The sequence below is a fragment of the Curtobacterium sp. L1-20 genome, from assembly GCF_048755855.1.
Classification (GTDB): domain Bacteria; phylum Actinomycetota; class Actinomycetes; order Actinomycetales; family Microbacteriaceae; genus Curtobacterium.
The window spans coordinates 3,456,416-3,479,439 of record NZ_CP151473.1 but is presented as its reverse complement, the minus strand read 5'-3'; the positions used below and the strand labels follow the sequence as shown (position 1 = coordinate 3,479,439).

The following is a 23,024-nucleotide window of genomic DNA, read 5'->3' as shown; positions in this document are numbered from 1 at the left end:
GTGCGCACACCTCGTTCCCGGATCGCCGCGGCGATCACCCTGCTGTTCGTCGTCGGCGGTGTCGTCGTCGTCGTGCTCGCCGTCGTCGGCGTGGTGCGGGACCCCCGGGACGACGCTGCCTGGGCCGCCGTCGTCCTCGGGGCCGCGATCGCGGCGTGGGGCGTCTGGTTCCACGGCCTGGGCGCCGACGACGCGGCCACCACCGACGACGCCGGCACCGCTGCCGCAGGCACCGCGGGCACCGCGGGCGCCCCGGACGTCCGTCCCGCCGGCCGGCCCGGAGCCCACGTCCTCGGCACGGCTGCCGTCGCCGGGATCGTCGGTGCCGGCGGCTACTGGCTCCTCCGCGGCCCGCTCGACCGCGGCGTCGCCGAGGCGGCGGTGGTGGCGGCCATCACGCTCGGGCTCTGGCTGCTGGGCCGCAGCGCCGACGCAGTGAGCCGCCGCCGTCGTCGTCAGTGACCGCGTGAGGCCATCGCCTCGAGGATCTGCTGGTGCGTCCCGTCGCGCTCGGCGAACCGGAGCGGGTGCACGTTCTGCACGAGGATCTCCGGTGCGGCTCCGGCGTCGAGCAGGGCGATGACCTCGTCGGCGAAGGCGTCGAGCGGCATCCCACCGAAGTCGGCCCCGCCCATCAGGTCGGTCTGGACGGCGGGCGGCGCCAGCTCGAGCACCTCGACCGACGACCCGACGAGCTGCTGCCGGAGGGCCTGGGTGTAGGAGTGCACGCCGGCCTTCGTCGCGTTGTAGGTCGGGGTCGCCGTGAGCGGGACGAACGCGAGCCCGGACGTGACGGTCATCAGCGTGGCGGTGGGCTGCGCGAGCAGGTGCGGCAGGAACGCGTCGATGAGCCGGATCGTCCCGACCAGGTTGGTCTGGACGGTCTCGAGTGCGTCGTCGATGTGGTCGGGGGAGCGCAGGTCCTCGTTGCGCATGATGCCGGACATCGTGATCAGGGCGTCGAGCGACGGGTACGACCCGAGCACGGTGGTGGCGGCCGCCGCGATCGACGCCGCGTCGCTGACGTCGATCTGCACGGTGCCGAAACCGTGCTCGGCGGCGAGCGAGTCGAGGAGCGACTGCCGGCGCCCGCCGATGACGACGGTGCTGCCGGCGGCCTGCAGACGCTGGGCCAGTGCGAGGCCGATGCCCGAGGTGGCTCCGGGGATGAAGACGGTTGCGTTCGTGGTGTCCATGACGACCACGATGCGCCGGCCGGCGGCACGCAACCAGAGCGCGCACATCGGGGGACCGCCGATCCCTGGCAGACACGGTCCGGACGGGCCAGGATCGGACCATGGACCGTGCCGCGCTCGCCGACTTCCTCCGCCGCCGCCGGGAACTCCTGCGTCCCGAGGACGTCGGCCTCGGCAGTGGTCCCCGACGTCGCACGCCGGGCCTCCGTCGCGAGGAGGTCGCCGCCCTCGCCGGCATGAGCGCCGACTACTACACGCGGCTCGAGCAGCAGCGCGGCCCGCAGCCGTCCGAGCAGATGGTCGCGGCGATCGCCCGGGCACTGCGTTGCAGCCTCGACGAACGCGACCACCTGTTCCACCTGGCCGGCCAGAACGCCCCGGTGCGACTGCACCGTTCCGACCACGTCGACCCGGCGATCCTCCGGGTGCTCGACCGGCTCGAGGACACCCCGGCGATCGTCGTCAGCCACCTCGGCGAGACCCTGGTCGAGAACCGGTTGGCAGCCGCCCTCCTCGGCGGCTCCGTCGGTCTGCCCGGCAACGAGCGCTACCAGGCGTGGCGGTGGTTCGTCACCGGCACCGAGCCGGCGAAGTACGCACCCGAACAGCACGAGCGTCTCGCGCGGGTCGTGGTGGCCTCCCTCCGGGCAGCCGTCGGACTCGCCGGTCCCGGCGACCGCCGCGCAGTCACGCTCGTGGCCGAGCTCGAGGAACGGAGCCCTGACTTCCGCGCGGTCTGGGCACGGCACGAGGTCGCCAGCCGGTGGTCGGACAACAAGACGATCGTGCAGCCCGAGCTCGGTCGGATCACCGTGGACTGCCAGGTGCTGCACGCGGACGACCAGGCCCAGGCGCTCCTGCTCTTCACCGCCCCGCCCGGCAGCGAGGATGCGCAGAAGCTCGAACTGCTCGGCGTCCTCGGCCAGCAGCGCTTCGCGCCGGAGACGACGAGGTAGCACCGCGTCACACACTTGAGCGGATGCCGGAGGTCGTGCTTAGGGTGGGCGGGTGAGCACTCCCCGCGTGTACGTCATCCACGAGAACCCCGAGTGGTTCCCCCCGCTCGCCGCAGCCTTCGAGGCCGAGGGGGTCCCGGTCGAGGAGATCCTCCTCACGGACGGTCAGATCGACCTCGCCGCCGAACCGGCACCGGGCGTGTACTGGTCACGCATGTCGGCGTCGAGCCACACCCGCGGGCACGAGCACTCGAAGGAGTACACGCGGGCGATCCTGGGGTGGCTCGAGCGTGCCGGCCGCCAGGTCGTCGGTGGCAGCCACGTGCTGGAGCTCGAGGTGTCGAAGGTCGCGCAGCACGGCCTGCTGCGGCAGGCGGGCTTCGACGTGCCCCGCACGACCGCCGTGTTCGGCACCGCCACGCTCAAGGACTCCGCCCGCACCTTCACGGACGGGCAGGACGTCCCCTTCATCACGAAGCACAACCAGGGCGGCAAGGGCCTCGGCGTCCGCCGCTTCGACTCGCTCGCCGAGTTCGACGCGTACGTCGACAGCCCCGAGTTCGAGGAGCCGGTCGACGGCATCACCCTGCTGCAGGAGTACCTGACCGCGCGGGAGCCGTTCATCACCCGCGTCGAGTTCGTCGGTGGCGAGTTCGTCTACGCGGTCCGCGTCGACACGAGCGCGGGCAGCTTCGAGCTGTGCCCGGCCGACGCCTGCGAGGTGCCGCAGACCATCGCTGGTGCCGTCTGCGACGTCCCCGGCACCGAGACCGTCGGAGCGCCCCCGGCGTTCGCCGTCCGGACCGAGGTCACCGCCGAGCACCCGCTGGTCCAGCAGCTCCGCGCGTTCCTCGCCGACCAGCGCATCCAGATCGCGGGCGTCGAGTTCATGGAGACCACGGACGGCCGCACGGTCGTGTACGACATCAACACGAACACGAACTACAACCCCGCCGTCGAGGAGACCGCACCGGCCTCCGGCCCACGTTCCATCGCGCGCTACCTGGGTGCGATCCTGGACCGCGAGTACGCGGCCCAGGCCACCGCCTGAGAACGCGACGACCCACCGGACAGGAGGCGCGGGGCGGCCCCGCACCGCGCCTCCCGTCCGTCACTCCCCACCTCCAAGGAACCCACCCCGTGCGATTCGGATACTGGACCCCGCTCTTCGGCGGCTGGCTGCGCAACGTCGACGACGAGCACATGCCGGTCACCTTCGACTACGTGAAGCGCCTGGCGCAGCGCGCCGAGCGGATCGGCTTCGACCTGACGCTCGTGCCGGAGCTCAACCTCAACGACATCAAGGGCACGGCCGCGCCGAGCCTCGAGGCGTGGGCGCTCGCGGCGGCGATCGCCGCGACCACCGAGCGGCTCGAGATCATGGCGGCGATGCGCCCGGGCTACCACCTGCCGGCCGTGACGGCGAAGCAGGCGGCCACGATCGACGACATCTCCGGGGGCCGCTTCACGTTCAACGTGGTGAGCGCCTGGTGGGCCGAGGAGGCGAAGCAGTACGGCGGCATCTTCTCCGAGCACGACGACCGCTACAAGCGCACCGCGGAGTTCGTCGAGGTCATGAAGGGGATGTGGCGGGAGACCCCGTACTCGTTCTCGGGCGAGTACTACGACATCCAGAACGCCCACCTCGAGCCGAAGCCGCGCGTCACCCCGCGCATCTACGCCGGCGGCGAGAGCGAGGCCGGCAAGGCGGCGATCACCGGGTACGCCGACGCCTACGTGACGCACGGCGGCACGGTGGAGGAGCTCCGGACGAAGATCGCCGAGATGAAGCAGCGCCGCGTCGACGCCGGGCTGCCGCCGTTCGAGGCCTTCGGGATGGCGGCGTACGTCATCGTGCGCGAGACCGAGGAAGCGGCGCAGGCCGAGCTGGCGCGCATCACCGACGTGCAGCACGGGAAGGCGTACGAGTCCTACCAGGACTTCATCTCGAAGTCGCAGCTCGAGCACGTGCCCTCGCTCGAGGACTACTCGGTGTCGAACCGCGGCCTGCGGCCCGGCTTCGTCGGCACCCCGGCGCAGGTCGCCGACCGCATCAAGCAGTTCGAGGACGCCGGCGTCGACACCCTGCTGCTGCAGTTCTCGCCGCAGCTGGAGGAGATGGAACGGTTCGGCGAGCAGGTCATCCCGCTCGTCCGCCCGTCCGGCGCGCCGACCGAGGCCGACGCGGTGGCAGCGGGCGCCGCGTCGTGAGCACCGAGGACGACTGGGCGTTCGAGACCCGGCAGATCCGGGCCGGCTGGAAGGCGGACCCGGGCTTCGGCGGCAACGTGCCGCCCATCGCGCAGACCGCGGCCTTCGTGTACCCGTCGGGCGAGGACGCCGCGGCGCGGTTCATGCTCGACGCGCCGGGGCACACCTACTCGCGGGTGAACAACCCGTCGGCGGCGGCCCTGGAACGGCGGATCGCCGACCTCGAGGGCGGTGTGGGCGCCCTCGCGCTCGCCTCCGGTCAGGCGGCCACCACGCTCGCCGTGCTCGGCGTCGCCCGCGCCGGGGACCACGTCGTGTCGAGCGCCTCGCTGTACGGGGCCACGTACACGCTCTTCGCGTCGACGCTGCGCGACCTGGGCATCGCGTTCACCTTCGTGCAGGACCCGACCGACCTCGACGAGTGGGCTGCGGCGGTGCGCCCGGAGACGCGGGCGTTCTTCGGCGAGTCGATCCCGAACCCGCGCGGCGACGTCCTCGACTTCGCCGGGGTGGCGGGGGTCGCGCACGAGGCCGGCGTCCCGCTCATCGTCGACAACACGATCGCCACGCCCTACCTCGTGCGGCCGATCGAGCACGGCGCGGACATCGTCGTGCACTCGGCGACGAAGTACCTCGCCGGGCACGGCAGCACCATCGCGGGGCTCATCGTCGACAGCGGCAACTTCGACTGGGCGGCGCACGCGACGTCGTACCCGCAGCTCGCCACGCTCGACTCGGGCTTCGCGAACACGAACTTCGCCGAGAAGTTCGGTCGCCGCGCGTTCATCCAGCGCACCCGCTCCAAGCTCGCAGCGGACCTCGGACCGGCCGTCGCGCCGTTCAACGCCTTCCTCGTGCTGCAGGGCATCCAGACGCTCTCGCTCCGGATGGACCGGCACGTCGCGAACGCGGCGGCGGTCGCCGCGTGGCTCGACGACCACGCCCAGGTCCACGGCGTGCACTACGCGGGCCTGCCGTCGTCGCCGTGGCACCACCTGCAGCAGCGGTACGTCCCGAAGGGGCCGTCGGCGGTGCTGGCGTTCGACCTCGACGGCGGCGTCGAGGCGGGTCGGCGGTTCGTGGCTGCGCTCGAGCTGTTCGACCACGTGTCGAACATCGGCGACGTGCGGTCGCTGGTCGTGCACCCGGCGTCGACCACGCACGTGCAGATGACGTCGGCGGAGCGGGCCGCTGCCGGGGTCGGCGACGGGCTCATCCGACTGTCCGTCGGGCTGGAGCACATCGACGACATCACGGCGGACCTCGCGCGGGGCTTCGCGGCAGCCGCGTCGGGATAGGTTGGGGGCATGACCACGCTGGCCGCCCCGACCCGCGTGCGGACGCGCGCCCCCGGCAAGATCAACGTGTACCTGTCCGTCGGGGCGCTGCAGGAGGACGGCTACCACGACGTGGCGACGGCCTACCAGGCGGTGTCCCTGTACGAGGACGTCTCGGCGGAGCTCGACGACGACTTCTCGGTGTCGTTCACCGGTCCGATCGACACCAGCTCGGTGCCCGTGGACGAGTCCAACCTCGCCATCCGGGCCGCTCGGCTGGTGGCCGACGCGGCGGGGTACCGCGGCGGTGTCCGGCTGACCATCGACAAGCAGGTCCCGGTGGCTGGCGGCATGGGCGGCGGGTCGGCCGACGCAGCCGCCACACTGCTGGCGGTCGACACCCTCTGGGGCACCGCCCTCGGTCGCGAGGAACTCCTGCGTCTGGCCGCCCAGCTCGGCGCCGACGTGCCGTTCGCCTTCGCCGGCGGGACCGCGGTGGGGACCGGCCGCGGCGACGAGCTCAGCCCGGCCCTGGCGAAGGGCGAGTTCCACTGGGTGCTCGCGCTGAGCGACGACGGGCTCTCGACGCCGGCGGTGTACCGCGCCCTCGACGAGCACCGGGAGCGCTACCGCGCCGACATCGCCCCCGCGCCGACGACCCCCGTGGTCGAGGCGAACGTGCTCCAGGCCCTCCGTGCCGGTGACCCGGACCTGCTCGCCGACTGCCTGCACAACGACCTGCAGGCACCGGCGATGCGGCTGCAGCCGTCGCTCGCGTCGACGCTCGAGATCGGTGAGAAGGCGGGGGCCCTCGCCGGCCTGGTGTCGGGCAGCGGGCCGACCGTGGCCTTCCTGGTCGCCGACCGGGACACCGCGCTCGAGGTGCAGGTCGAGCTGAGCGCGGCGGGCATGGTCGCCCTGCGTGCCGCGGGACCGGTGCACGGCGCGCGCGTCGTCCACTAGGACGAGGACACCGATCGTTGTACGTTCCGGTGCCGGACCCCGGCACTGACCGCCCCGGGCCCGGCCGGGTCAGCGGCGCACGTACTCCGTGATCACGACGGTGCCGGTCTTCCAGTGCTCCTCCGCGGTGAAGCCGTGCTCCGAGAGCACCGCCGCCGTCTCGGGCTGGATGTTGCGCGCCTTCACGGTGCCGCCGACGAACCACACCGTGTCGATGTCGCCGAGCCGGCTCGGGATCGAGGTCGCGAGGTCGCCGTTCTGGTTCCAGAGCACGCCGGCCTCGGGCCCGACCTTGCGGACGCCGAGGTCCGTCATGCCGGCGAAGGCGTTCGGGTACGACACCCGGATGATGTCGGCAGTGGTGCCGGGGTGGCCGTACACGCTGCCGAAGACCACGCCCTCGTCGGCGTCCACGCGGTTCGCGCTGCGCTCCGCCTCGATGATCGACGCCGCGCGGGCCCACGTCGAGTCCTGCTTCGCGAGCGGCTGCTTCACCGCGACGGCGGTGGGCACCGACAGCACGAGCACGACCGCCACGACGCCGGCGAGCAGCGCCTTCGGCCGCACGAGCGTGAGCGCCAGGGCGATCAACAGGGCGACGAACGGCAGGCTCAGCGTGGCGTACTTGGGGGAGTAGAGGTGCTTGCCCATCGCCGTCGCGAGCACGAGGGCCGCGGTGGGGACGACGACGAGCGGGACCGCCACCCGGACGGCCTGGGCGCGGACGAGGGCCCGGACCGACGCCGAGCGCCGGTGGGCCGCGATCAGGACGACCACGACGCCGACGACCATCAGGGTCCAGGCGAGTGCGGCGTAGGCGTTCACGCCGCCGAACCACGCCGTGGCGAAGACCTGCACGCCGGTGCGGTCCCCGATGCCGGTGATCCAGGCGACCTGCTTCGACTGCGATGCGATCTCGACGACGACCGGCGAGACGGAGACGGCGGCGATGCCGGCGGCGACCGCCCAGCGGAGCAGGGTGCCGCCGGTGACGAGGGGCGGCCCGGGGACCGTCGAGGTCCGGTGCACCGTGGCGCGACGGACCTCGTGCCGCCGGACCAGCACGGTCCACAGCAGCGTCACGGCGTGCGCCACGACGGCGAGCGAGAGGTAGACGTTGAAGGTCACCGCGACGAGGGCGAGCGCGCCGTACGCGACCCACCAGTGCAGGCTGCGCCCGGTGCGGGTCCGGCGGACGGCGGTCAGTCCGACCAGCGTCAGGCAGACCGCGAGCGTGGTGATCGTCGCGTAGGGCCGCCCCTCGGACCCGGCCCACTGCACACGCGGCAGCGCGAGGAACACGAGACCCGCGGTGATGCCGAGCCGTCGACCACCGAGTCGGCGGCCGAGAGCGACCACGAGGCCGGCGGCGACGCCGATGGCGAGCGCGCTCGGGAACCGGAGGGTGAACGGCGTGTACCCGACCAGCCAGAACCAGACGTGCATGAGCGAGTAGTAGAGGCCGTGCACGGCGTCGACGGAGTGGAGCTCGGCCCAGAGCTGCGGCCAGGACCGCTGCGCGCTGGTGACGGTCGCCGCCTCGTCGTACCAGAGCGACGGCACCCAGGCGAAGGCGGCGGTGACGAGCACGCCGAGCGCGCCGATCGTCAGCTCGGGCGTGCGCACGACGGCGCCCGCGATGCTCGACCCGAGCGACCGTGCCCGCGACCGGATCGGCGCCACACCCGTCGATGCGGGGACGCTGATGGTACCGGTCGGTGGTGCACTCACGGCCCTGACGGTATCCGGACCGGCTGGACGGGCACCTGACGTCGTCGCCGCCGTCTCTGAGAGTTCCGCATACCGGTATGGTGCGAACACCATGACGAAGCTCCGCATCCGCGACGCCGCGCGGTACCTCGGCGTCAGCGACGACACCGTCCGCCGCATGGTGGACGGCGGCACGTTCACGCGGTCCGCCGACGCTGCCGGGCGCACCGTGGTCGACGGGCGCGAGCTCGCCGCGCACATCCGCGGGGCGGGCGGCCAGCTCGACGACCCGTCGGGCGCACGGAGCTCGGCACGGAACCGGTTCGTCGGGATCGTCACCGACCTCGTCGTCGACGGCGTGATGGCCCAGGTCGAGCTGCAGAGCGGTCCGCACCGAGTCGTCTCGCTCATGAGCGCCGAGGCCGTCCGTGACCTCGGGCTCGAGGTCGGCGCGGTGGCCGTGGCCTCCGTGAAGGCGACCATGGTGTCCGTCGAGGTCCCCGCGGAGGCCGCGGAGTGACCGGCGAGGCCGTCTCGGCGGCGCGACGCCGACTGACCTCCCGCACCGCCGCGCTCGACGGCGCCGGCGACCGTGCGGTCCGCGCACTCGGCGCCGCCCGCGTCCTGGTCGTCGGGGCCGGCGGCCTCGGCGCGCCCGTGCTGACCTACCTCGCCGGCTCCGGGCTCCGGCGCGTCACGATCGTCGACCACGACGTCGTGGACGTGTCGAACCTCGCTCGCCAGACGCTCTTCGCCGCCGCCGACGTCGGGCGCCCGAAGGCCGAGTGTGCGGCGGAGCGCGTGCGCGGCGTGGACGCCGAGCTCGAGGTCGTCGCGCTCGCCGAACCCTTCCGCCCGGACCACGTGGCCGGGCACGACGTCGTGGTGGACGCGGCCGACAGCGTCGAGGTCACCCGGGCGATCTCGGACGCGTGCGCCAGCGCCGGGGTGCCGTTCGTCTGGGGTACGGTCCTCGGTCTCGACGGGCAGGTGTCGGTCTTCCACGACGCCGCCGCGGACCCGGTCGACTTCCACGACCTCCACCCCGACGCGCTGCCGGACGAGGGGTCCTGCGCCCTGGACGGCGTGCTGCCGGCCCTGTGCGGCGCGGTCGGCTCCGTGATGGCGGCGCAGGTCACCGCCCTCGTCGCCGGCATCGGGGAACCCCTGCTCGGTCGGGTGCTCACCGTGGACGCCCGTCGGTGGCGCTGGACCGAGAGCCCGCTCCGTCGCGGCCCGTCGTCTCGTCGGCCCCGCCCCACGGTCGACGACGCGCCCCCGCGGATCGCGCCGGCGGCGCTCGCCCACCTGCTCGGCGGCCCCGGCGACCGGCCGGTCCTGGTGGACGTCCGCACACCCGAGGAGCTCGCCACCGGGGTCGTGCCCGGCAGCGTCCGCCCGGACGACCTGCACGGCGACGACCCGGTGGTCGTGGTGTGCGCCAGCGGAGCCCGGGCCACGGCGTGGGCCCGCGTGGCGCGCGCCGAGGGTCGCGCGGCGACCGTCCTCGACGGCGGCATCGAGGCGTGGCGCCGCGAGGGCAACCCGACGACGCCGCTGGCCTGACCGCGGCGTCGGCAGCCGCTGATGCGGCACCTCCGTGGCTCCACGGACGCGTCCGCGGCGGCGCGGAGCGAGTATCCCGGTGTGACAGACCACCAGCGTTCCCGGACCCGGACGGACAGCTCCGTCCTCATCATCGGCGCCGGACCCGGCGGCATCGCCGTCGCCGAGCGCGTCGCCGACCTCGGCATCGACTTCGTCGTCGTCGAACGCGCGGCCGGCCTCGGCGGCACCTGGTACCAGAACCGGTACCCCGGCGTCGGCTGCGACGTCCCCGCGCACTACTACTCGTACAGCACCGACCCGAACGCCGCGGCGACGACCCTCTTCGCCAGCGGTGCGGAACTCCGGGCGTACTTCGAGGACCACGCCCGCCGCACCGGCGTCGCCGAGCACGTGGTCCACGACACAGAGGTCACCGACCTCGACTGGGAGGACGGGGCGTGGACCGTGACGTCGGCGGACGGCCAGCGGACCCGACACCGTGCCGTCGTCGGGGCGACCGGTCGACTCAACCGCGCGAAGGTCCCCGACATCGCCGGACTCGACCGCTTCGCCGGCGTCCTCGCGCACTCGTCGGACTGGGACCCGTCCGAGGACCTCGCGGGGAAGCGCGTCGCGGTCGTCGGCACCGGGTCGAGCGGCGCCCAGATCGTCAGCGCCCTCGCCGGCACCGCGTCGACGGTCACCGTGTTCCAGCGCACTGCGTCGTGGGTCATGCCGGTGCCGAACGAGCCGATCCCGGAGGAGCTCCGAGCGGCGATGCTCGCCTCGCCCGAGCGGGCACGCGAGCAGTACCGTGCGACGGAGGCGTTCGTCCGCGGCATCGCCGAGGCGTCGATCGACCCGGACGGTCCCGGTGCCCGTGCGCGGGACGCCCAGATCCGGGCAGGACTCGAGAGCGTCGCCGACCCGGCGCTCCGACGGGCGCTGACCCCCGACTACGCGATCGGGTGCAAGCGGATCGTGTTCTCGGGGACGTTCCTGACGGCCGTGCAGCGTCCCGACGTGCAGCTCGTGACCAGTCGGATCACCGAGGTCGAGCCGACGGGTGTCAGGACCGCCGACGGCGCACTCCACGAGGCCGACGTGCTGATCCTGGCGACCGGGTTCCACGCGGACAACTACCTCCGGCCGATCCGGGTCCGTGGCGCCGACGGCATCACGCTGGACGAGCTCTGGGCCGACTCGTTCCTCTCCTACAAGTCCGTCGCCCTGCCCGAGATGCCGAACCTGTTCCTGGTGAACGGGCCGTACACCCCCGGCGGCAGCACGAACGTCCTCGCCGCGATCGAGGAGCACGCCGGCTACGTCGTCCGCCTCGTCGAGCACGCCCTGACCGAGCACGTGGCCGTCCGGCCGGACACGGCGCGCACCCGGGAGCTGCTGGAGGCCGTCCGGGCCGAGGCACGTCGGACCGTCTGGGCGACCGGGGGCTGCGACAGCTGGTACCTCGACGCGTCCGGGACGCCGCTGGTGTCCCCGATGACGATCGACGAGGTCGCCGCCGACCTGCGAGAGGTCGCCTGGGGTGACCTCGTCGTGACGCCGGTCTGAGGCGGCGGTCGCCGGACGGGCGTTCCGACGACCGGGTCGTCCGCGTGCCCGAGCTCAGGCGCCGGACGACCGGTCGGCGAGCTCCCGCTTGAGCACCTTGCCGGTCGGCCCGAGCGGCAGCGCGTCGACCAGGCGGACGACGCGGGGGTACTTGTACGCCGCGATCTCGCCGGCGACGAAGTCGATGATCTCCTGCGGGGTGACGACGGCGTCGGGACGCAGCACGACGGCCGCCTCGACCTCCTGCCCGTGGACCTCGTGCGGGACGCCGTACACCGCGGCGGTGGCCACGGCGGGGTGGGCGGCGAGGACCTCCTCGACCTCCCGCGGGTAGACGTTGTAGCCGTTCCGGATGATGAGGTCCTTCGTGCGGTCGACGATCCGCAGGTACCCGTCCTGGTCCTTCGTGCCGAGGTCACCGGTCCGGAACCACCCGTCGACGATCGCCGCGACGGTGTCCTCCGGTCGGTTCAGGTAGCCGTTCATCAGGTTGTGGCCGCGGACGACGAGCTCCCCGACCGTGCCACGCGGCAGCAGTTCGACGGCGTCGGCGACGTCCGGGTCGGCGACCTCGACCTCCACGCCCCACACCGGTCGTCCGACCGAGCCCGGTCGCGGTTCCTCGCCGACGTGGTTGAAGGCTGCGCCGGGGGAGGTCTCGGTGAGCCCGTAGCCCTCGTGGACCGGCGCACCGAAGACCTCGCGGAACCGCTCGAGCACGGCCACCGGCAACGACGCCCCGCCCGACAGCGTCCACCGGAGTGGCGGCCGCGCGGCGGACCGCGTCGCGGCGTCGAGCAGTGCCGTGAACATCGTCGGCACCCCCATGAAGACGCCGGAGCCGTGCTCGACCATCGCGGCCAGGGCCGCGTCGCCGTCGAACCGCGGGAGCAGGACGATCGTCACGCCGGCACGGAACCCGGCGTTCATGGTGCAGGTCTGTCCCAGCGTGTGGAACAACGGCAGGGCACCGAGCAGGACGTCCCCACGGCGGAGGTCGAACGTCGTGATGAGGCAGGTGTTGACCTGTTCGAGCAACGCGTAGTGCGAGCCCTCCACGCCCTTCGGTCGTCCGGTGGTGCCGCTCGTGTAGAGGATCGTGGCGGTGTCGAGCGGATGCCGGGGGACGTAGGTCTCGAGCGGTCGGGCGTGCTCGGCGAGGTCCTCGAGCCGGTCCGGTCCGGCCGCCGAGGACGGCGCGAGGACGCTCACGACGTCGACGCCGGACAGTACGGCGCCGGCCGCGCCCTCGGGCAGCAGCGGTGCCGCGCAGACCAGCACCGACGCGCCGCTGTCGCTGAGGACGTACGCGATCTCCTGCCGCTTCAGCAGGGCGTGCACCGGTACCACGACGGCGCCGAGGGCGAGGGTGGCGTAGTAGACCCGCGGGAAGTCCTCGACGTTCGGCACGAGCATCGCGACCCGCGTGCCCACGGACACCCCGCGGTCGCGGAGGGCACCCGCGTACGCGAGGGTCTCGGCCCAGAGCGCGGCGTACGTGGTGCGTCGGTCACCCACGACGACGGCGACGTCGTCCGGGAAGCGTGCGGCCGACTCGGCGAGGATCGCGGCGACCGAGGCGGTCGCGTGGCTGGTGTGGCGGTCGGGCATGCGGGCCTTCCGGTCGTCGGCGATCGATGCACGAGCCGCCGCTCGACGAGCCGGCCGCCACGTCGCACCCCGTGCGCGCCCAGCGTCCCGCACCGCGCGGCCCGCGGCATCGGTGGTCGTACGGAGGCCGGTCGGGCACCGTGTCGCGGCGGCCGCGCGTCGGGGACGTCGACGTCCCGACCGGTGATCGCACTGATGTGCGGGCACCGCCCGCGTCCGATCCTGGTCCGGCCCGGTCACCGGGCACGGGCGGGAGCCCGGGGACCGGAAGGGCGTTGACCGCATGGAACGACCACTCGACGTCGCGGTGTGCGGAGCCGGCATCGCCGGTCTCGCGGCCGCGGTGCTGCTGCACCAGGCCGGACACCGCGTGCGCGTCCACGAACGGGACGCCCACGCCGCCACCCGTGACCAGGGCGGGAGCATCGGCATCGACGGGGCCATCGGGCGTCGGGTGATCGAGCGGATGGGTCTCGACGACGTCTTCGCCGCCGTCTCCCACCCGGAGGACGCGACGGGTCGCGTGGTCGACGCCGCGGGGACCGTCATCCGGCCGCCGCGGATCGACCCGGAGTCGCGCGACGCCGAGGTCGAACGACCGGAGCTCCGTCGGATGCTGCTGGACCACCTGCCGGCCGACACCGTCCGCTGGGGGCACCGACTGCGTTCCCTCGACGAGCGGGATGGCCGTCCGCACCTGACGTTCGAGGACGGCACCGACGCCGTCGCGGACCTCGTCGTCGGCGGGGACGGCGCGTGGTCGCGGGTCCGGGCGTCGGTGGGCGGGACCGAGCCGGTGTACAGCGGCATCACCTTCCTCGACCGCCGGTTCCCCGACGTCGACCGGGACTTCCCGAGCATCGCCGCCACGATCCAGCGCGGGACGCTCTTCGCGCACACCGCCGGCCTCGGGCTCATCGCACAGCGCATCGGGGGGAACGCCCGCGTGTACGTCGCGTTCCGTGCCGAGCTCGACCACGTCCGGTCGGCGCCGCCCGCCGCGCTCCGCGCCGACCTGGAGCGGACCTTCACCGCGGCCGGCTGGGACCCGTCGCTCACGGAGTTCACCACCGCGGGCGAGGAGCCCGGCACCGTCCGCCCGGTGTTCGAGCACCCCGTCGGGCACCGCTGGGACGGTCGGGTGCCAGCGACCGGTCGTCGGGTGGCCGCGACCCTGGTCGGCGACGCCGCGCACCTGCAGTCGCCGTTCTGCGCGCTCGGCACGAACAACGCCCTGCTGGACGCCGCCGACCTGGTCGACGCGCTCGACGGTGCAGGAACGGTCGAGGACGCCCTCGCCGCGTACGAGTCCCGGATGTGGCGCCGCGCGGCCGCCGCCGCCGAGGCAGCGCACGCGTCCATCCGGGCGTTCATGCACGACGAGGCGCCCGCGGAGCACCTCCGGCGGCGCTCGACGGCGTCCTGCCGTCCGGACCCGGCCGTCGACCTCGACGACCCGTGGGCCCCCGAGTACCTCCCCGCACGGTTCGGCAGCGGCGCCCGCGCAGCAGCGGAGTAGCGGAGCCGCGGAGTAGCGGCAACGACCGCAGGTGCGGATAGGATCCGTCCATGAAGACGCAACAGCGGACACGAGTGCGCCCCGCGGCCGCAGCGGCGGTGGCGCTCGTCGTGGTCGCCCTGGCACTGTCCGGCTGCTCCGCCAGCCCCGGCCCCGGCGCCGGCGCCGACGCCGGCACCGCCACGAGCACCGGACCGACGGGGTCGATCACCGTCTTCGCCGCCGCATCCCTGCAGCAGACCTTCACGACGCTCGGTACGCGCTACGAGGACGCGCACCCCGGCACCACGGTCACGTTCTCGTTCGCCGGGTCCAGCGACCTCGTCTCGCAGATCCGCAACGGCGCCCCGGCGGACGTGTTCGCCTCCGCCGACGAGGCCACCATGGCGAAGCTCGCCGACACCGACCTCGCCACCGGTTCGCCGCGCGACTTCGCGACGAACACCCTCGAGATCGCCGTCGCTCCCGGCAACCCGGAGCGGGTCCACGGGCTGGACGACCTCACCTCGTCCGCCGTCCAGCTCGTCACCTGCGCCACCCCGGTGCCGTGCGGTGCGGCGACCGCGAAGGTCGAGCGTGCCGCCGGCGTCGACCTGCACCCGGTCAGCGAGGAGCAGTCCGTGACGGACGTCCTCGGCAAGGTCGAGTCCGGGCAGGCGGACGCCGGCCTGGTCTACGTCACCGACGTCCGGGGAGCGCACGGCAAGGTCGACGGCGTCCCCTTCGACGAGTCGACGACGGCCGTGAACACGTACCCGATCGGCGTCCTCCGGGAGTCCACGAACCCGGCCCTCGCGACGTCGTTCACCGCGTACGTCCGGTCGGAGGCGGGGCAGGAGGTCCTCGCCGCCGCCGGCTTCGGGAAGCCGTGACCGTGACCCGCGCCGGGCGTCGTGCCACGGGTGACCCGCGCGGCCCGGTCGTCCGCACCCCCGTGCCGTGGTGGCTCCCCGTCCCGGCCGTCCTCGGCGGCCTGTTCGTCGTCGTGCCCGTCCTCGCGATGGTCGGCCGGGTCGACTGGACGTCGTTCGGCGCACTCGTCACCTCGCCCGCGTCGCTGAGCGCCCTCGGGCTGAGCCTCGGCACCGCAGCGGCGGCGACCGGGATCGCGTTCGTGCTCGGCTACCCGCTCGCCGTGCTGTTCGCGCGGAGCACGTCGCGGTGGGTGGGCGTGGCACGTGCGCTGGTCCTCCTGCCCCTGGTCCTGCCCCCGGTCGTCGGCGGGCTCGCGCTCCTGGCAGCGTTCGGACGGCTCGGCGTGGTCGGCGCCTTCCTCGACGAGCACGGGCTCCGCATCGCCTTCACGACGACGGCGGTGGTCATCGCGCAGACGTTCGTCGCGATGCCGTTCCTGGTGTCCTCGATCGAGGGCGCCCTGCGCGTCGGGGGCGACCGCCACGAACGGATCGCGGCGACGCTCGGCGCCGGCCCCACCCGCACGTTCCTCACCGTCACGACGCCACGGGTCCTGCCCGGCATCCTGTCCGGCCTGGTGCTCTGCTCCGCGCGGGCGCTCGGCGAGTTCGGCGCGACACTCACCTTCGCGGGCAGCCTGCAGGGCGTCACCCGCACGCTGCCGCTCGAGATCTACCTGCAGCGGGAGATCGACCCCGACACGGCGGTGGCGCTCGCCGTGGTGCTCGTCGTCGTCGCCCTCGTGGTCATCGGCGCCTCCACCCTCCGCGCCCGGACGGTGCCCGCGTGACCGGCGGGCTGCACGCCCACGTCGTCGTGCCGGAACGCGCCGTCGACGTCCACCTCGACATCGCCGCCGACGAGTGCGTCGCCCTGGTCGGCCCGAACGGGGCCGGCAAGTCGACGGTCGTCGAGGCCCTCGCCGGGCTGCTCCGGCCGCGGGCGGGCGAGGTGCGACTCGGTGACCGCGTGCTCACCGACACCCCCGCACACCGGCGCGGGGTCGGTCTGGTCGCGCAGCGCGCCGACCTGTTCCCGCACCTCAGCGTCGCCCGCAACGTCGCCTACGGTCCGCGCGCGTCCGGTGCGGGCAGCCGGGAGGCGCGACACCGGTCCGCCGTGGCGCTCGCCGCCGTCGGCGTGGCCGGTCTGGCCGACCGGGCGCCCGACACGCTCTCCGGTGGACAGGCGCAGCGCGTGGCGATCGCCCGGGCACTCGCCACCGACCCGGCCCTGCTGCTCCTCGACGAACCCACCTCGGCGCTCGACGTCGACGCCCGCGCCGAGGTGCGGGCCGCCCTCGCCACGGCACGGGCCGGCCGTCCCACCCTCCTCGTGACGCACGACCCGCTCGAGGCCGTCGCGCTCGCCGACCGCATCGTCGTGCTCGAGGACGGCCGCGTCGCCGAGTCCGGGCCGGCCGAGGTGGTCCTCGGGCGTCCGAGGAGCGCGTTCGCGGCGTCGTTCTCCGGGCTGGTGCTCGTCCGCGGGACCGCCACCGCGGGCGGGATCGCACTCGACGACGGGGGCGAGCTGTCGTCGGACACCGGCACCGCGCCTCCCGGCCGGGCCGCCCTCGCCGCCTACCACCCGACGGCCGCCGTGCCGAGCCGCACCGGTGCCGGACCGGCGCGCACGGTCACCGCGCTCGAACCCCGCGACGGCCTCGTCCGCGTGCGCGCCGGTGAGCTCGTGGCGGACGTGACCGTCGCCACCGCCACGGCACTCCGCCTGGCGCCGGGCGAGTCCGTGCGGATCGCCGTGCCCGCCTCCGAGGTGGTGGTCTACGAGCCGACCGGTGCGAGGATTGCCGGATGAGCAACCGGTTCGCCACTGCCTGGCCCGTGGGGGTCCCCGTCGTCGCGGCCGTCGTCCTCGGCGCCACGTACGGACGGTACGACCTCGGCACGTTCCTCGTGGCACTCGTCGCCGTGGTGCTCGCCGCGACCGTGCTGGCCGCCGTGCACCACGCCGAGGTCGTCGCCCACCGGGTGGGGGAGCCGTTCGGGTCCCTGGTGCTCGCGGTCGCGGTGACGATCATCGAGGTGGCGCTCATCATCTCGCTGTCGAGCTCGGGCGGCGCGCAGGCCGAGACCCTGGCACGCGACACCGTGTTCTCGGCGGTGATGATCACGATGAACGGGCTCGTCGGCCTCGCGATCCTGATCGGCACCCTCCGGCACGACACGGTCCGGTTCAACCAGGAGGGCGCCTCCGCCGCGACGATGACCGTCGCCGCCCTCGCCGTGCTCACGCTCGTGCTGCCGACGTTCACCACCGGCACCGACGACTCGTCGTTCACCGGTGCGCAGCTGGTCTTCGTGGCGATCGCGTCGCTCGCCCTCTACGGGCTGTTCGTCGTCACCCAGACCGTCGCGCACCGCGACTTCTTCCTGCCGGTGAACCGCGCCGGCGGTGTGCTCGAGGAGTCCGAGGACGCCCACGCCGCACGACCGACGAGCCGGGCCACGCTGGTGTCGCTCGGGCTGTTGCTGCTCGCCCTCGTCGCGGTGGTCGGGCTCGCCAAGGTGGAGTCCCCGGCGATCGAGGCCGGCGTCGCCGCGGTCGGCTTCCCGCCGTCGTTCGTCGGCGTCGTGATCGCGCTGCTCATCCTGCTGCCCGAGGGCATCGCGGCGTCGAAGGCGGCCGCGCGCAACCGGATCCAGACGAGCCTCAACCTCGCGATGGGGTCCGCGATGGCGTCGATCGGCCTGACGATCCCGTCGATCGCCGTCGCGTCCCTGTTCACGCCCGGCACGCTGCTGCTCGGGCTCGGCGCAGCGCAGATCGTCCTGCTCGCACTGACGATCGTCGCAGCGGTGCTCACCGTGCTGCCCGGGCGTGCGACGCGGCTGCAGGGCGGCGTGCACCTGGTGATCTTCGCCGCGTTCATCGTGCTGTCGGTCTCGCCGTAGGGCACCGGGCGGCTCGCGCTCAGCCGCCGGCCGGCGGTGCTCGGCCGCTGGCCGGCCGTGCTCAGCCGCCGGCGAAGGGCGGCATCACGTCGACGAGGGCGACGCCGTCGAGCGGCGTCGACCGGTCACGCGTGGTCACGCCGTCGATCAGGTACGAGCACCGCTCCTGCAGCGCCTCCCACCGTGCCGGGTCCGCGGCGTCGACCGTGCCCAGCACCGCACCGAGCGTCCGTGCGTCGGGGTCGACGGTCACCTCGTCGACGCCGACCGCTGCCCGTGCGGCCGCGAAGAACCGCAGCGTCGTCACGGTCAGCCCCCGATCGCGCTCATGCCCCGGCTCGGGTGCACGAGGTCGTCGGTGTCGTCGCCGTGGTCGCGCGGCTTCGCCCACATCGCGCGGCGCCAGAGCTCGGCGACAAGGTCGTCGCTCGCGCCGTCGCGCATCGGCCCGAGGACGGAGGTCTCCTCGTCGGAGAACAGGCAGCTGCGGACGTGGCCGTCGGCCGTCAGGCGGGTCCGGGTGCAGTCGGCGCAGAACGACTCGGTGATGCTGGCGATGATGCCGATCGTGCCGAGCTCCGCACCGACGCCGCCGTCCGGCGTCCGGGCGAGCACCCGGAAGCGTTCCGCCGGGGCACCGTCGCGCGGGGCGTCGTCCGGCACGAGGGCGAAGGACTCGGAGAGCATCGCCCGCGTCTCGGCGGCGGTGATCATCGAGGTGCGGTCCCAGGCGTGGTCGGGGTCCAGCGGCATCTGCTCGATGAACCGCAGTTCGTAGCCGCGGTCGAGGCACCAGCGCATGAGCTCGGGCGCGAGGGTGTCGTTCACCCCGCGCAGCAGCACCGCGTTGACCTTGATCGCGAGCCCGGCGTCGTGCGCGGCGGACAACCCGGCGATGACCTTGTCGAGGAACGGTCGACGGGTCACGGTGGTGAAGACGTCCGGGTCGACGGTGTCGAGGGACACGTTCACGCGCCGGAGGCCCGCGGCGTACAGGGCGGCGGCGCGGTGGGCGAGCCCGATCGCGTTCGTCGTGAGCGACAGTTCCGGCGCGTCCGGCAGGGCGGCGCAGCGGGCGATGACGTCGACGAGGTCGTGCCGCAGCATCGGCTCACCGCCGGTGAACCGGACCTTCCGCACGCCGAACCGTTCCGCACCGATGCGGACGAGCCGTTCGATCTCCGCCGCGGTCATCAGCGCGTCGTCCGGGGCGAAGGGCAGCCCTGCCGCCGGCATGCAGTACGTGCACCGGAGGTTGCAGCGTTCCGTCAGCGAGACCCGGAGGTCGACGGCGCGCCGCCCGAACCGGTCGACCAGCCCGTCGACCGACCCGTGGGGGGCGGGGTCGGCGCCGGTGGAGCCGAGCAGGGTCGCGGGTGCCATGGGCGTCAGCGTACGGGGTCGAGCCGCCGGAACGACAGCAGACGTCCGTAGCGCACCCACTCCGACCGGCTGGTGCGCAGGAGCGTGACGACCACGATGACGAGCACGGCCGCGGCGAGCCACCACCGGTAGGCGTCGGCGGAGGGCCACACACCGCGCAGAGCGATGGCGAGCCCGATCGACAGCCACTCCCAGCGCCCGGAGAGCACGACGAACGGGATGAGCAGGAGCGCGTACCAGGGGTACCGCGGGCTCACGGCGAGGAACGTCACGCCGATCATCAGCACCTCGGCGGACCAGGGCCGTGCCGGGTCGGCGAGCCGCCAGGCCACGACGGCGGCGAGGAGCACGAGCAGCCCCACCACGAGCGTGGCGGCGTCGCCGTGGAACACCAGCGAGACGAGCGCGAAGCGGGAGCCGTCCTCGTAGCCCTCCTCGGACAGGTAGCCGGGCAGGTAGCCGAGCACGTCGATCCCGGTCGACAGGACGTACGGCACGTAGAGCAGACCGAACGCGGCGATGCCCACCGGGACCGCCCACCAGTGCCGCCACCGGCCGAGGAGCGGCGGGTAGACGATCGCCGGGATGAGCTTCGTGGCCGTGGCGGCGCCGAGCGCGATGCCGCCCCAGACCGGCCGCCCGAACGCGACGAGCACGACGCCCGCGGTGGCGAGCGCTGCGCCGACGACGTCGACGTGCGAGTTGGTCACGGCCTCGGACGCGACGAGCGGGGACCACGCCCACAGCGCCGCCCACCACGTCGGCCGGCCGACCCGGCGGAGCACCGCGACCAGGCCGACGGTCACGCCGAGCGACACGAGCAGCCCGGCGACCTGGAACGGCATGTACTGTGCGGAGGCCGGCACGAACGCCCGCACCGCGGCGAACCAGAGTTGCGCCATCGGTGGGTAGATCGTGGTCACGTCCGGCCGGTTGATGGCGACGCAGTGCCCCTGCGCTCCGTCGCCCAGACCGCGGAACCGGGGCTTGAGGGGGTCGCACGTGCCGTCGACCTTGTCGGGGAACAGCCAGTCCGGACGCAGACCGGACAGCGCGGTCGACTGTGGCGTGTGCGCGTACGGCGAGATGCCCGCGTGCTGCACGATCCCGTCCCAGGCGTACCGAGCAGAGTCGGTGCTGGTGTTCGGCGGACCCACCAGGGCCGCGATGCCGACCACCACGGCGCCGCCGAGGACGATCCGGGTCATCCACCGGACGGGGACGAACCTGAGTGCGAGCACGGCTCCGGCGAAGACCGCCCAAGCGATCAGCGTCCACGCGACGAATGGTGAACGATGACCCGACCGGAGGAACCCCAGATGCGTGATGCCGAAGGCGATGACGCCCGCCAGGGCGAGCACGCCGACGACGGCCAGCACGGTCGGCAGGAGTCGGCCGGGCCGAAGTCGTTCGCTCATGGTGCGACGAGGCTACCGGCGGTGCGGACCCTGCTGCTGGACGCCCGGTCGGCGATGGCGTCCCCCAACCGGAACGCGCGCTCGGCGGTCGTCCTCGGGCGGTTGCTGGGGGTCGCGTTCCTGGTGTGCTTCGGCACCGGGCTCTTCAGCCACTTCCTGCAGGACCCGCTGCCGGGCATGACCTTCCCGACGCGGCCGACGCAGCTCTACCAGTTCACGCAGGGGCTCCACATCACGGCGGGGATCGCGATCATCCCGCTGCTCGTGGCGAAGCTCAACACGGTCATGCCGGCGCTCCTGCAGGACCCGCCGGTCCGCGGGGTGCTGCACCTGCTCGAACGCCTGTCGATCGCGGTGTTCGTGTCGGCCGCACTCGTGCAGGTCGCCACCGGACTGGTGAACACGTACCAGTGGTACCCGTGGCCCTTCCCCTTCCGGCAGGTGCACTACGCGCTGTCGTACGTGCTCATCGGGTCGCTCGTGCTGCACATCGGCACGAAGCTCCGGATCATCGCCCGCTACTGGCGGAAGCGCGACGCGTACGACCGGGACGGCCGGTTCGTGCCCGACACGACCGTGGGCAGCGAGCTGCTGCCGCCCACACGGCCGAACGACGCGGGCGCGGCACCGGTGTACCCCCGCGGCGTCACCGGCAGGGTCCTCCGCTGGGTCGACGGCGCACCCGTCCCGGCCCCGCGGGCCGATCCGACCGAGGCGACCCGCGCCTCCCGGCCGACGCCCGAGGTGACCCAGGGACGCCGTGAGCGGATCGCGCGACGTGGCTTCTTCGCCGGCGTCACGGCGGCGACGCTCGGGGTGGTCGTCCTGACGGTCGGGCAGTCGAACCGGCTCGCCGAGCCGTTCAACGTGTTCGGTGCCCGTCAGCGGCACCGCGGGCCGAACGACCTGCCGGTGAACCGCACCGCGCGGGCCGCCGGTGTGCTCGCGACGGCGACCGCGGCGGACTGGACCCTCACCGTCGTCGGACGCGACGTCAGCCGGTCGTTCTCGCGCGCCGAACTCGTCGCGCTCGGGTCCGCCGAGGCCGAGCTGCCGATCTCGTGCGTCGAGGGGTGGAGCCAGATGGCGACGTGGCGGGGCGTGCGGATGCGCGACCTGCTGGCGGCCGTGCAGGCGGACCCGGGTTCGCACGTGCGGGTCACCAGTCTCGAGCAGCACGGCGGGTACCGGGTGATGGACATGGGTCCCGAGTACGCCGAGGACCCGACCACCCTGGTCGCCCTCGAGCTGAACGGGGCGAAGCTGGACCTCGACCACGGTTTCCCGGCGCGCATCATCGCCCCGGGTCGGCCGGGCGTGCTGCAGACGAAGTGGATCGAGAAGATCGAGGTGATCGCATGAGGGCCGCACGGATCGTGCTCGTCGTGGTCGGCGTGCTGGTCATCGCGTTCGGGGCGTACGTCATGGTGACGACCGTCCGGCCGAACCGGATCTGGGGGCTGGTGACGTGGCTCGTCGCCGCGGTGGTGCTCCACGACGCGATCCTGTCGCCGTTCGTGGTCGCGGTCGGGCTGCTCCTGCGACGGACCGGCCGGTCGCTGCGGGCCTGGGCCCTGGTCGTCGTGCAGGCGGTCGTCGTGCTCGGCAGCGTCCTGGCGCTCGTCGTCCTGCCGGAGATCGCGGCGAAGCACCACGGGACCAAGAACGACACGGTGCTGCCGTTCGACTACGCGGCCCGGTTGCTCCTCGTCGAGGGGGTGCTCGCCGTCGTCGTGGTGGCGGTGCTCGTGGTGGCCGCGGTCCGGACTCGACGTCGACCGGGAGCCGTCGGACCGGGACCGGTCACCCGGTCCGGCACCACTGGTTGAA

The 23,024-nt window shown here is 73.5% G+C and carries 22 protein-coding genes; 16 read left to right on the top strand and 6 right to left on the bottom strand.

Annotated features, from left to right (window positions below):
• On the top strand, nucleotides 1-462 hold the full coding sequence (locus tag AAEP86_RS17870) for a hypothetical protein (RefSeq protein WP_420368622.1): 462 nt from the start codon (nucleotides 1-3) through the stop codon (nucleotides 460-462).
• On the opposite strand, the gene AAEP86_RS17865 is transcribed toward AAEP86_RS17870, so the two are convergent.
• Nucleotides 456-1,196: an SDR family oxidoreductase gene (locus tag AAEP86_RS17865; protein ID WP_420368621.1), complete on the bottom strand. Its 741-nt coding sequence runs from the start codon at nucleotides 1,194-1,196 to the stop codon at nucleotides 456-458. The genes AAEP86_RS17870 and AAEP86_RS17865 overlap by 7 nt on opposite strands.
• Before the next feature lie 101 nt (nucleotides 1,197-1,297).
• On the opposite strand from AAEP86_RS17865, the gene AAEP86_RS17860 reads away from it, so the two are divergent.
• From AAEP86_RS17860 to AAEP86_RS17840, 5 genes are all read left to right on the top strand, one after another.
• Entirely contained in the window at nucleotides 1,298-2,152 is an 855-nt protein-coding gene (locus AAEP86_RS17860) for a helix-turn-helix transcriptional regulator (RefSeq protein ID WP_420368620.1), read from the top strand.
• 52 nt (nucleotides 2,153-2,204) lie between these two features.
• Nucleotides 2,205-3,203: an ATP-grasp domain-containing protein gene (locus tag AAEP86_RS17855; protein ID WP_420368619.1), complete on the top strand. Its 999-nt coding sequence runs from the start codon at nucleotides 2,205-2,207 to the stop codon at nucleotides 3,201-3,203.
• An 89-nt stretch (nucleotides 3,204-3,292) separates the two neighbouring features.
• Complete coding sequence (locus tag AAEP86_RS17850; RefSeq protein ID WP_420368618.1) at nucleotides 3,293-4,363, top strand: LLM class flavin-dependent oxidoreductase; 1,071 nt, start codon at nucleotides 3,293-3,295, stop codon at nucleotides 4,361-4,363.
• Nucleotides 4,360-5,661: an O-acetylhomoserine aminocarboxypropyltransferase/cysteine synthase family protein gene (locus tag AAEP86_RS17845; RefSeq protein ID WP_420368617.1), complete on the top strand. Its 1,302-nt coding sequence runs from the start codon at nucleotides 4,360-4,362 to the stop codon at nucleotides 5,659-5,661. Before AAEP86_RS17850 ends, AAEP86_RS17845 begins: the two co-directional genes overlap by 4 nt.
• Before the next feature lie 9 nt (nucleotides 5,662-5,670).
• Entirely contained in the window at nucleotides 5,671-6,603 is a 933-nt protein-coding gene (locus tag AAEP86_RS17840) for a 4-(cytidine 5'-diphospho)-2-C-methyl-D-erythritol kinase (RefSeq protein ID WP_420368616.1), read from the top strand.
• A 69-nt stretch (nucleotides 6,604-6,672) separates the two neighbouring features.
• Here AAEP86_RS17840 and AAEP86_RS17835 read toward each other — a convergent pair whose 3' ends face one another.
• Complete coding sequence (locus AAEP86_RS17835) at nucleotides 6,673-8,334, bottom strand: glycosyltransferase family 39 protein (protein ID WP_420368615.1); 1,662 nt, start codon at nucleotides 8,332-8,334, stop codon at nucleotides 6,673-6,675.
• Nucleotides 8,335-8,425: 91 nt separating this feature from the next.
• Between AAEP86_RS17835 and AAEP86_RS17830 the strand changes: the two genes are divergently transcribed.
• From AAEP86_RS17830 to AAEP86_RS17820, 3 genes are all read left to right on the top strand, one after another.
• Nucleotides 8,426-8,833, top strand: a complete 408-nt coding sequence (locus AAEP86_RS17830) for a TOBE domain-containing protein (RefSeq protein ID WP_420368614.1) — start codon at nucleotides 8,426-8,428, stop codon at nucleotides 8,831-8,833.
• Nucleotides 8,830-9,879, top strand: coding sequence for a ThiF family adenylyltransferase (locus tag AAEP86_RS17825; RefSeq protein ID WP_420368613.1), 1,050 nt, complete (start codon nucleotides 8,830-8,832; stop codon nucleotides 9,877-9,879). Before AAEP86_RS17830 ends, AAEP86_RS17825 begins: the two co-directional genes overlap by 4 nt.
• An 81-nt stretch (nucleotides 9,880-9,960) precedes the next feature.
• The gene (locus AAEP86_RS17820; protein ID WP_420368612.1) at nucleotides 9,961-11,433 is read left to right on the top strand and encodes a flavin-containing monooxygenase; all 1,473 of its coding nucleotides are present in this window, start codon (nucleotides 9,961-9,963) and stop codon (nucleotides 11,431-11,433) included.
• Nucleotides 11,434-11,487: 54 nt separating this feature from the next.
• Here AAEP86_RS17820 and AAEP86_RS17815 read toward each other — a convergent pair whose 3' ends face one another.
• The gene (locus AAEP86_RS17815) at nucleotides 11,488-13,044 is read right to left on the bottom strand and encodes a long-chain-fatty-acid--CoA ligase (RefSeq protein ID WP_420368611.1); all 1,557 of its coding nucleotides are present in this window, start codon (nucleotides 13,042-13,044) and stop codon (nucleotides 11,488-11,490) included.
• Nucleotides 13,045-13,327: 283 nt separating this feature from the next.
• Here AAEP86_RS17815 and AAEP86_RS17810 point away from each other — a divergent pair, with 283 nt between their 5' ends.
• Genes AAEP86_RS17810 through AAEP86_RS17790 form a run of 5 tightly spaced genes read left to right on the top strand, consistent with a single transcriptional unit; the run spans nucleotide 13,328 to nucleotide 18,393 of the window.
• Nucleotides 13,328-14,563, top strand: a complete 1,236-nt coding sequence (locus tag AAEP86_RS17810) for an FAD-dependent oxidoreductase (protein ID WP_420368610.1) — start codon at nucleotides 13,328-13,330, stop codon at nucleotides 14,561-14,563.
• Between the two features lie 50 nt (nucleotides 14,564-14,613).
• Nucleotides 14,614-15,435, top strand: a complete 822-nt coding sequence (gene modA, locus AAEP86_RS17805) for a molybdate ABC transporter substrate-binding protein (RefSeq protein ID WP_420368609.1) — start codon at nucleotides 14,614-14,616, stop codon at nucleotides 15,433-15,435.
• The gene (locus AAEP86_RS17800) at nucleotides 15,432-16,268 is read left to right on the top strand and encodes an ABC transporter permease (RefSeq protein ID WP_420368608.1); all 837 of its coding nucleotides are present in this window, start codon (nucleotides 15,432-15,434) and stop codon (nucleotides 16,266-16,268) included. The genes modA and AAEP86_RS17800 overlap by 4 nt, the downstream gene beginning before the upstream one ends.
• The gene (locus tag AAEP86_RS17795) at nucleotides 16,265-17,296 is read left to right on the top strand and encodes an ABC transporter ATP-binding protein (protein ID WP_420368607.1); all 1,032 of its coding nucleotides are present in this window, start codon (nucleotides 16,265-16,267) and stop codon (nucleotides 17,294-17,296) included. Before AAEP86_RS17800 ends, AAEP86_RS17795 begins: the two co-directional genes overlap by 4 nt.
• Nucleotides 17,293-18,393 (top strand): calcium:proton antiporter, encoded by a 1,101-nt coding sequence (locus AAEP86_RS17790; protein WP_420368606.1) that lies wholly within the window; start codon nucleotides 17,293-17,295, stop codon nucleotides 18,391-18,393. The genes AAEP86_RS17795 and AAEP86_RS17790 overlap by 4 nt, the downstream gene beginning before the upstream one ends.
• Before the next feature lie 61 nt (nucleotides 18,394-18,454).
• Here AAEP86_RS17790 and AAEP86_RS17785 read toward each other — a convergent pair whose 3' ends face one another.
• From AAEP86_RS17785 to AAEP86_RS17775, 3 genes are read right to left on the bottom strand one after another with little or no spacing between them, the layout of a single operon-like run.
• A complete protein-coding gene (locus AAEP86_RS17785; RefSeq protein ID WP_420368605.1) occupies nucleotides 18,455-18,700 on the bottom strand; it encodes a MoaD/ThiS family protein in 246 nt (81 codons plus the stop codon).
• Nucleotides 18,701-18,702: 2 nt separating this feature from the next.
• A complete protein-coding gene (gene moaA / locus AAEP86_RS17780) occupies nucleotides 18,703-19,776 on the bottom strand; it encodes a GTP 3',8-cyclase MoaA (RefSeq protein WP_420368604.1) in 1,074 nt (357 codons plus the stop codon).
• Between the two features lie 5 nt (nucleotides 19,777-19,781).
• Nucleotides 19,782-21,194 carry a glycosyltransferase 87 family protein gene (locus AAEP86_RS17775; protein WP_420368603.1) on the bottom strand — a complete coding sequence of 471 codons (1,413 nt, stop codon included), beginning with the start codon at nucleotides 21,192-21,194 and terminating at the stop codon, nucleotides 19,782-19,784.
• A gap of 21 nt (nucleotides 21,195-21,215) precedes the next feature.
• Between AAEP86_RS17775 and AAEP86_RS17770 the strand changes: the two genes are divergently transcribed.
• Nucleotides 21,216-22,556: a molybdopterin-dependent oxidoreductase gene (locus tag AAEP86_RS17770; RefSeq protein ID WP_420368602.1), complete on the top strand. Its 1,341-nt coding sequence runs from the start codon at nucleotides 21,216-21,218 to the stop codon at nucleotides 22,554-22,556.
• The gene (locus AAEP86_RS17765) at nucleotides 22,553-23,023 is read left to right on the top strand and encodes a hypothetical protein (protein WP_420368601.1); all 471 of its coding nucleotides are present in this window, start codon (nucleotides 22,553-22,555) and stop codon (nucleotides 23,021-23,023) included. The genes AAEP86_RS17770 and AAEP86_RS17765 overlap by 4 nt, the downstream gene beginning before the upstream one ends.
• Nucleotide 23,024: the final 1 nt, after the last annotated feature.

Excerpts from the sequence above, each read along its gene's own strand:
- AAEP86_RS17865 (WP_420368621.1), bottom strand. The coding sequence starts at position 1,196 with ATGGACACCACGAACGCAACCGTCTTCATCCCCGGAGCCACCTCGGGC.
- AAEP86_RS17860 (WP_420368620.1), top strand. The coding sequence starts at position 1,298 with ATGGACCGTGCCGCGCTCGCCGACTTCCTCCGCCGCCGCCGGGAACTC.
- AAEP86_RS17840 (WP_420368616.1), top strand. The coding sequence starts at position 5,671 with ATGACCACGCTGGCCGCCCCGACCCGCGTGCGGACGCGCGCCCCCGGC.
- AAEP86_RS17830 (WP_420368614.1), top strand. The coding sequence starts at position 8,426 with ATGACGAAGCTCCGCATCCGCGACGCCGCGCGGTACCTCGGCGTCAGC.
- AAEP86_RS17815 (WP_420368611.1), bottom strand. The coding sequence starts at position 13,044 with ATGCCCGACCGCCACACCAGCCACGCGACCGCCTCGGTCGCCGCGATC.
- AAEP86_RS17810 (WP_420368610.1), top strand. The coding sequence starts at position 13,328 with ATGGAACGACCACTCGACGTCGCGGTGTGCGGAGCCGGCATCGCCGGT.
- modA (WP_420368609.1), top strand. The coding sequence starts at position 14,614 with ATGAAGACGCAACAGCGGACACGAGTGCGCCCCGCGGCCGCAGCGGCG.
- AAEP86_RS17790 (WP_420368606.1), top strand. The coding sequence starts at position 17,293 with ATGAGCAACCGGTTCGCCACTGCCTGGCCCGTGGGGGTCCCCGTCGTC.
- moaA (WP_420368604.1), bottom strand. The coding sequence starts at position 19,776 with ATGGCACCCGCGACCCTGCTCGGCTCCACCGGCGCCGACCCCGCCCCC.
- AAEP86_RS17775 (WP_420368603.1), bottom strand. The coding sequence starts at position 21,194 with ATGAGCGAACGACTTCGGCCCGGCCGACTCCTGCCGACCGTGCTGGCC.
- AAEP86_RS17765 (WP_420368601.1), top strand. The coding sequence starts at position 22,553 with ATGAGGGCCGCACGGATCGTGCTCGTCGTGGTCGGCGTGCTGGTCATC.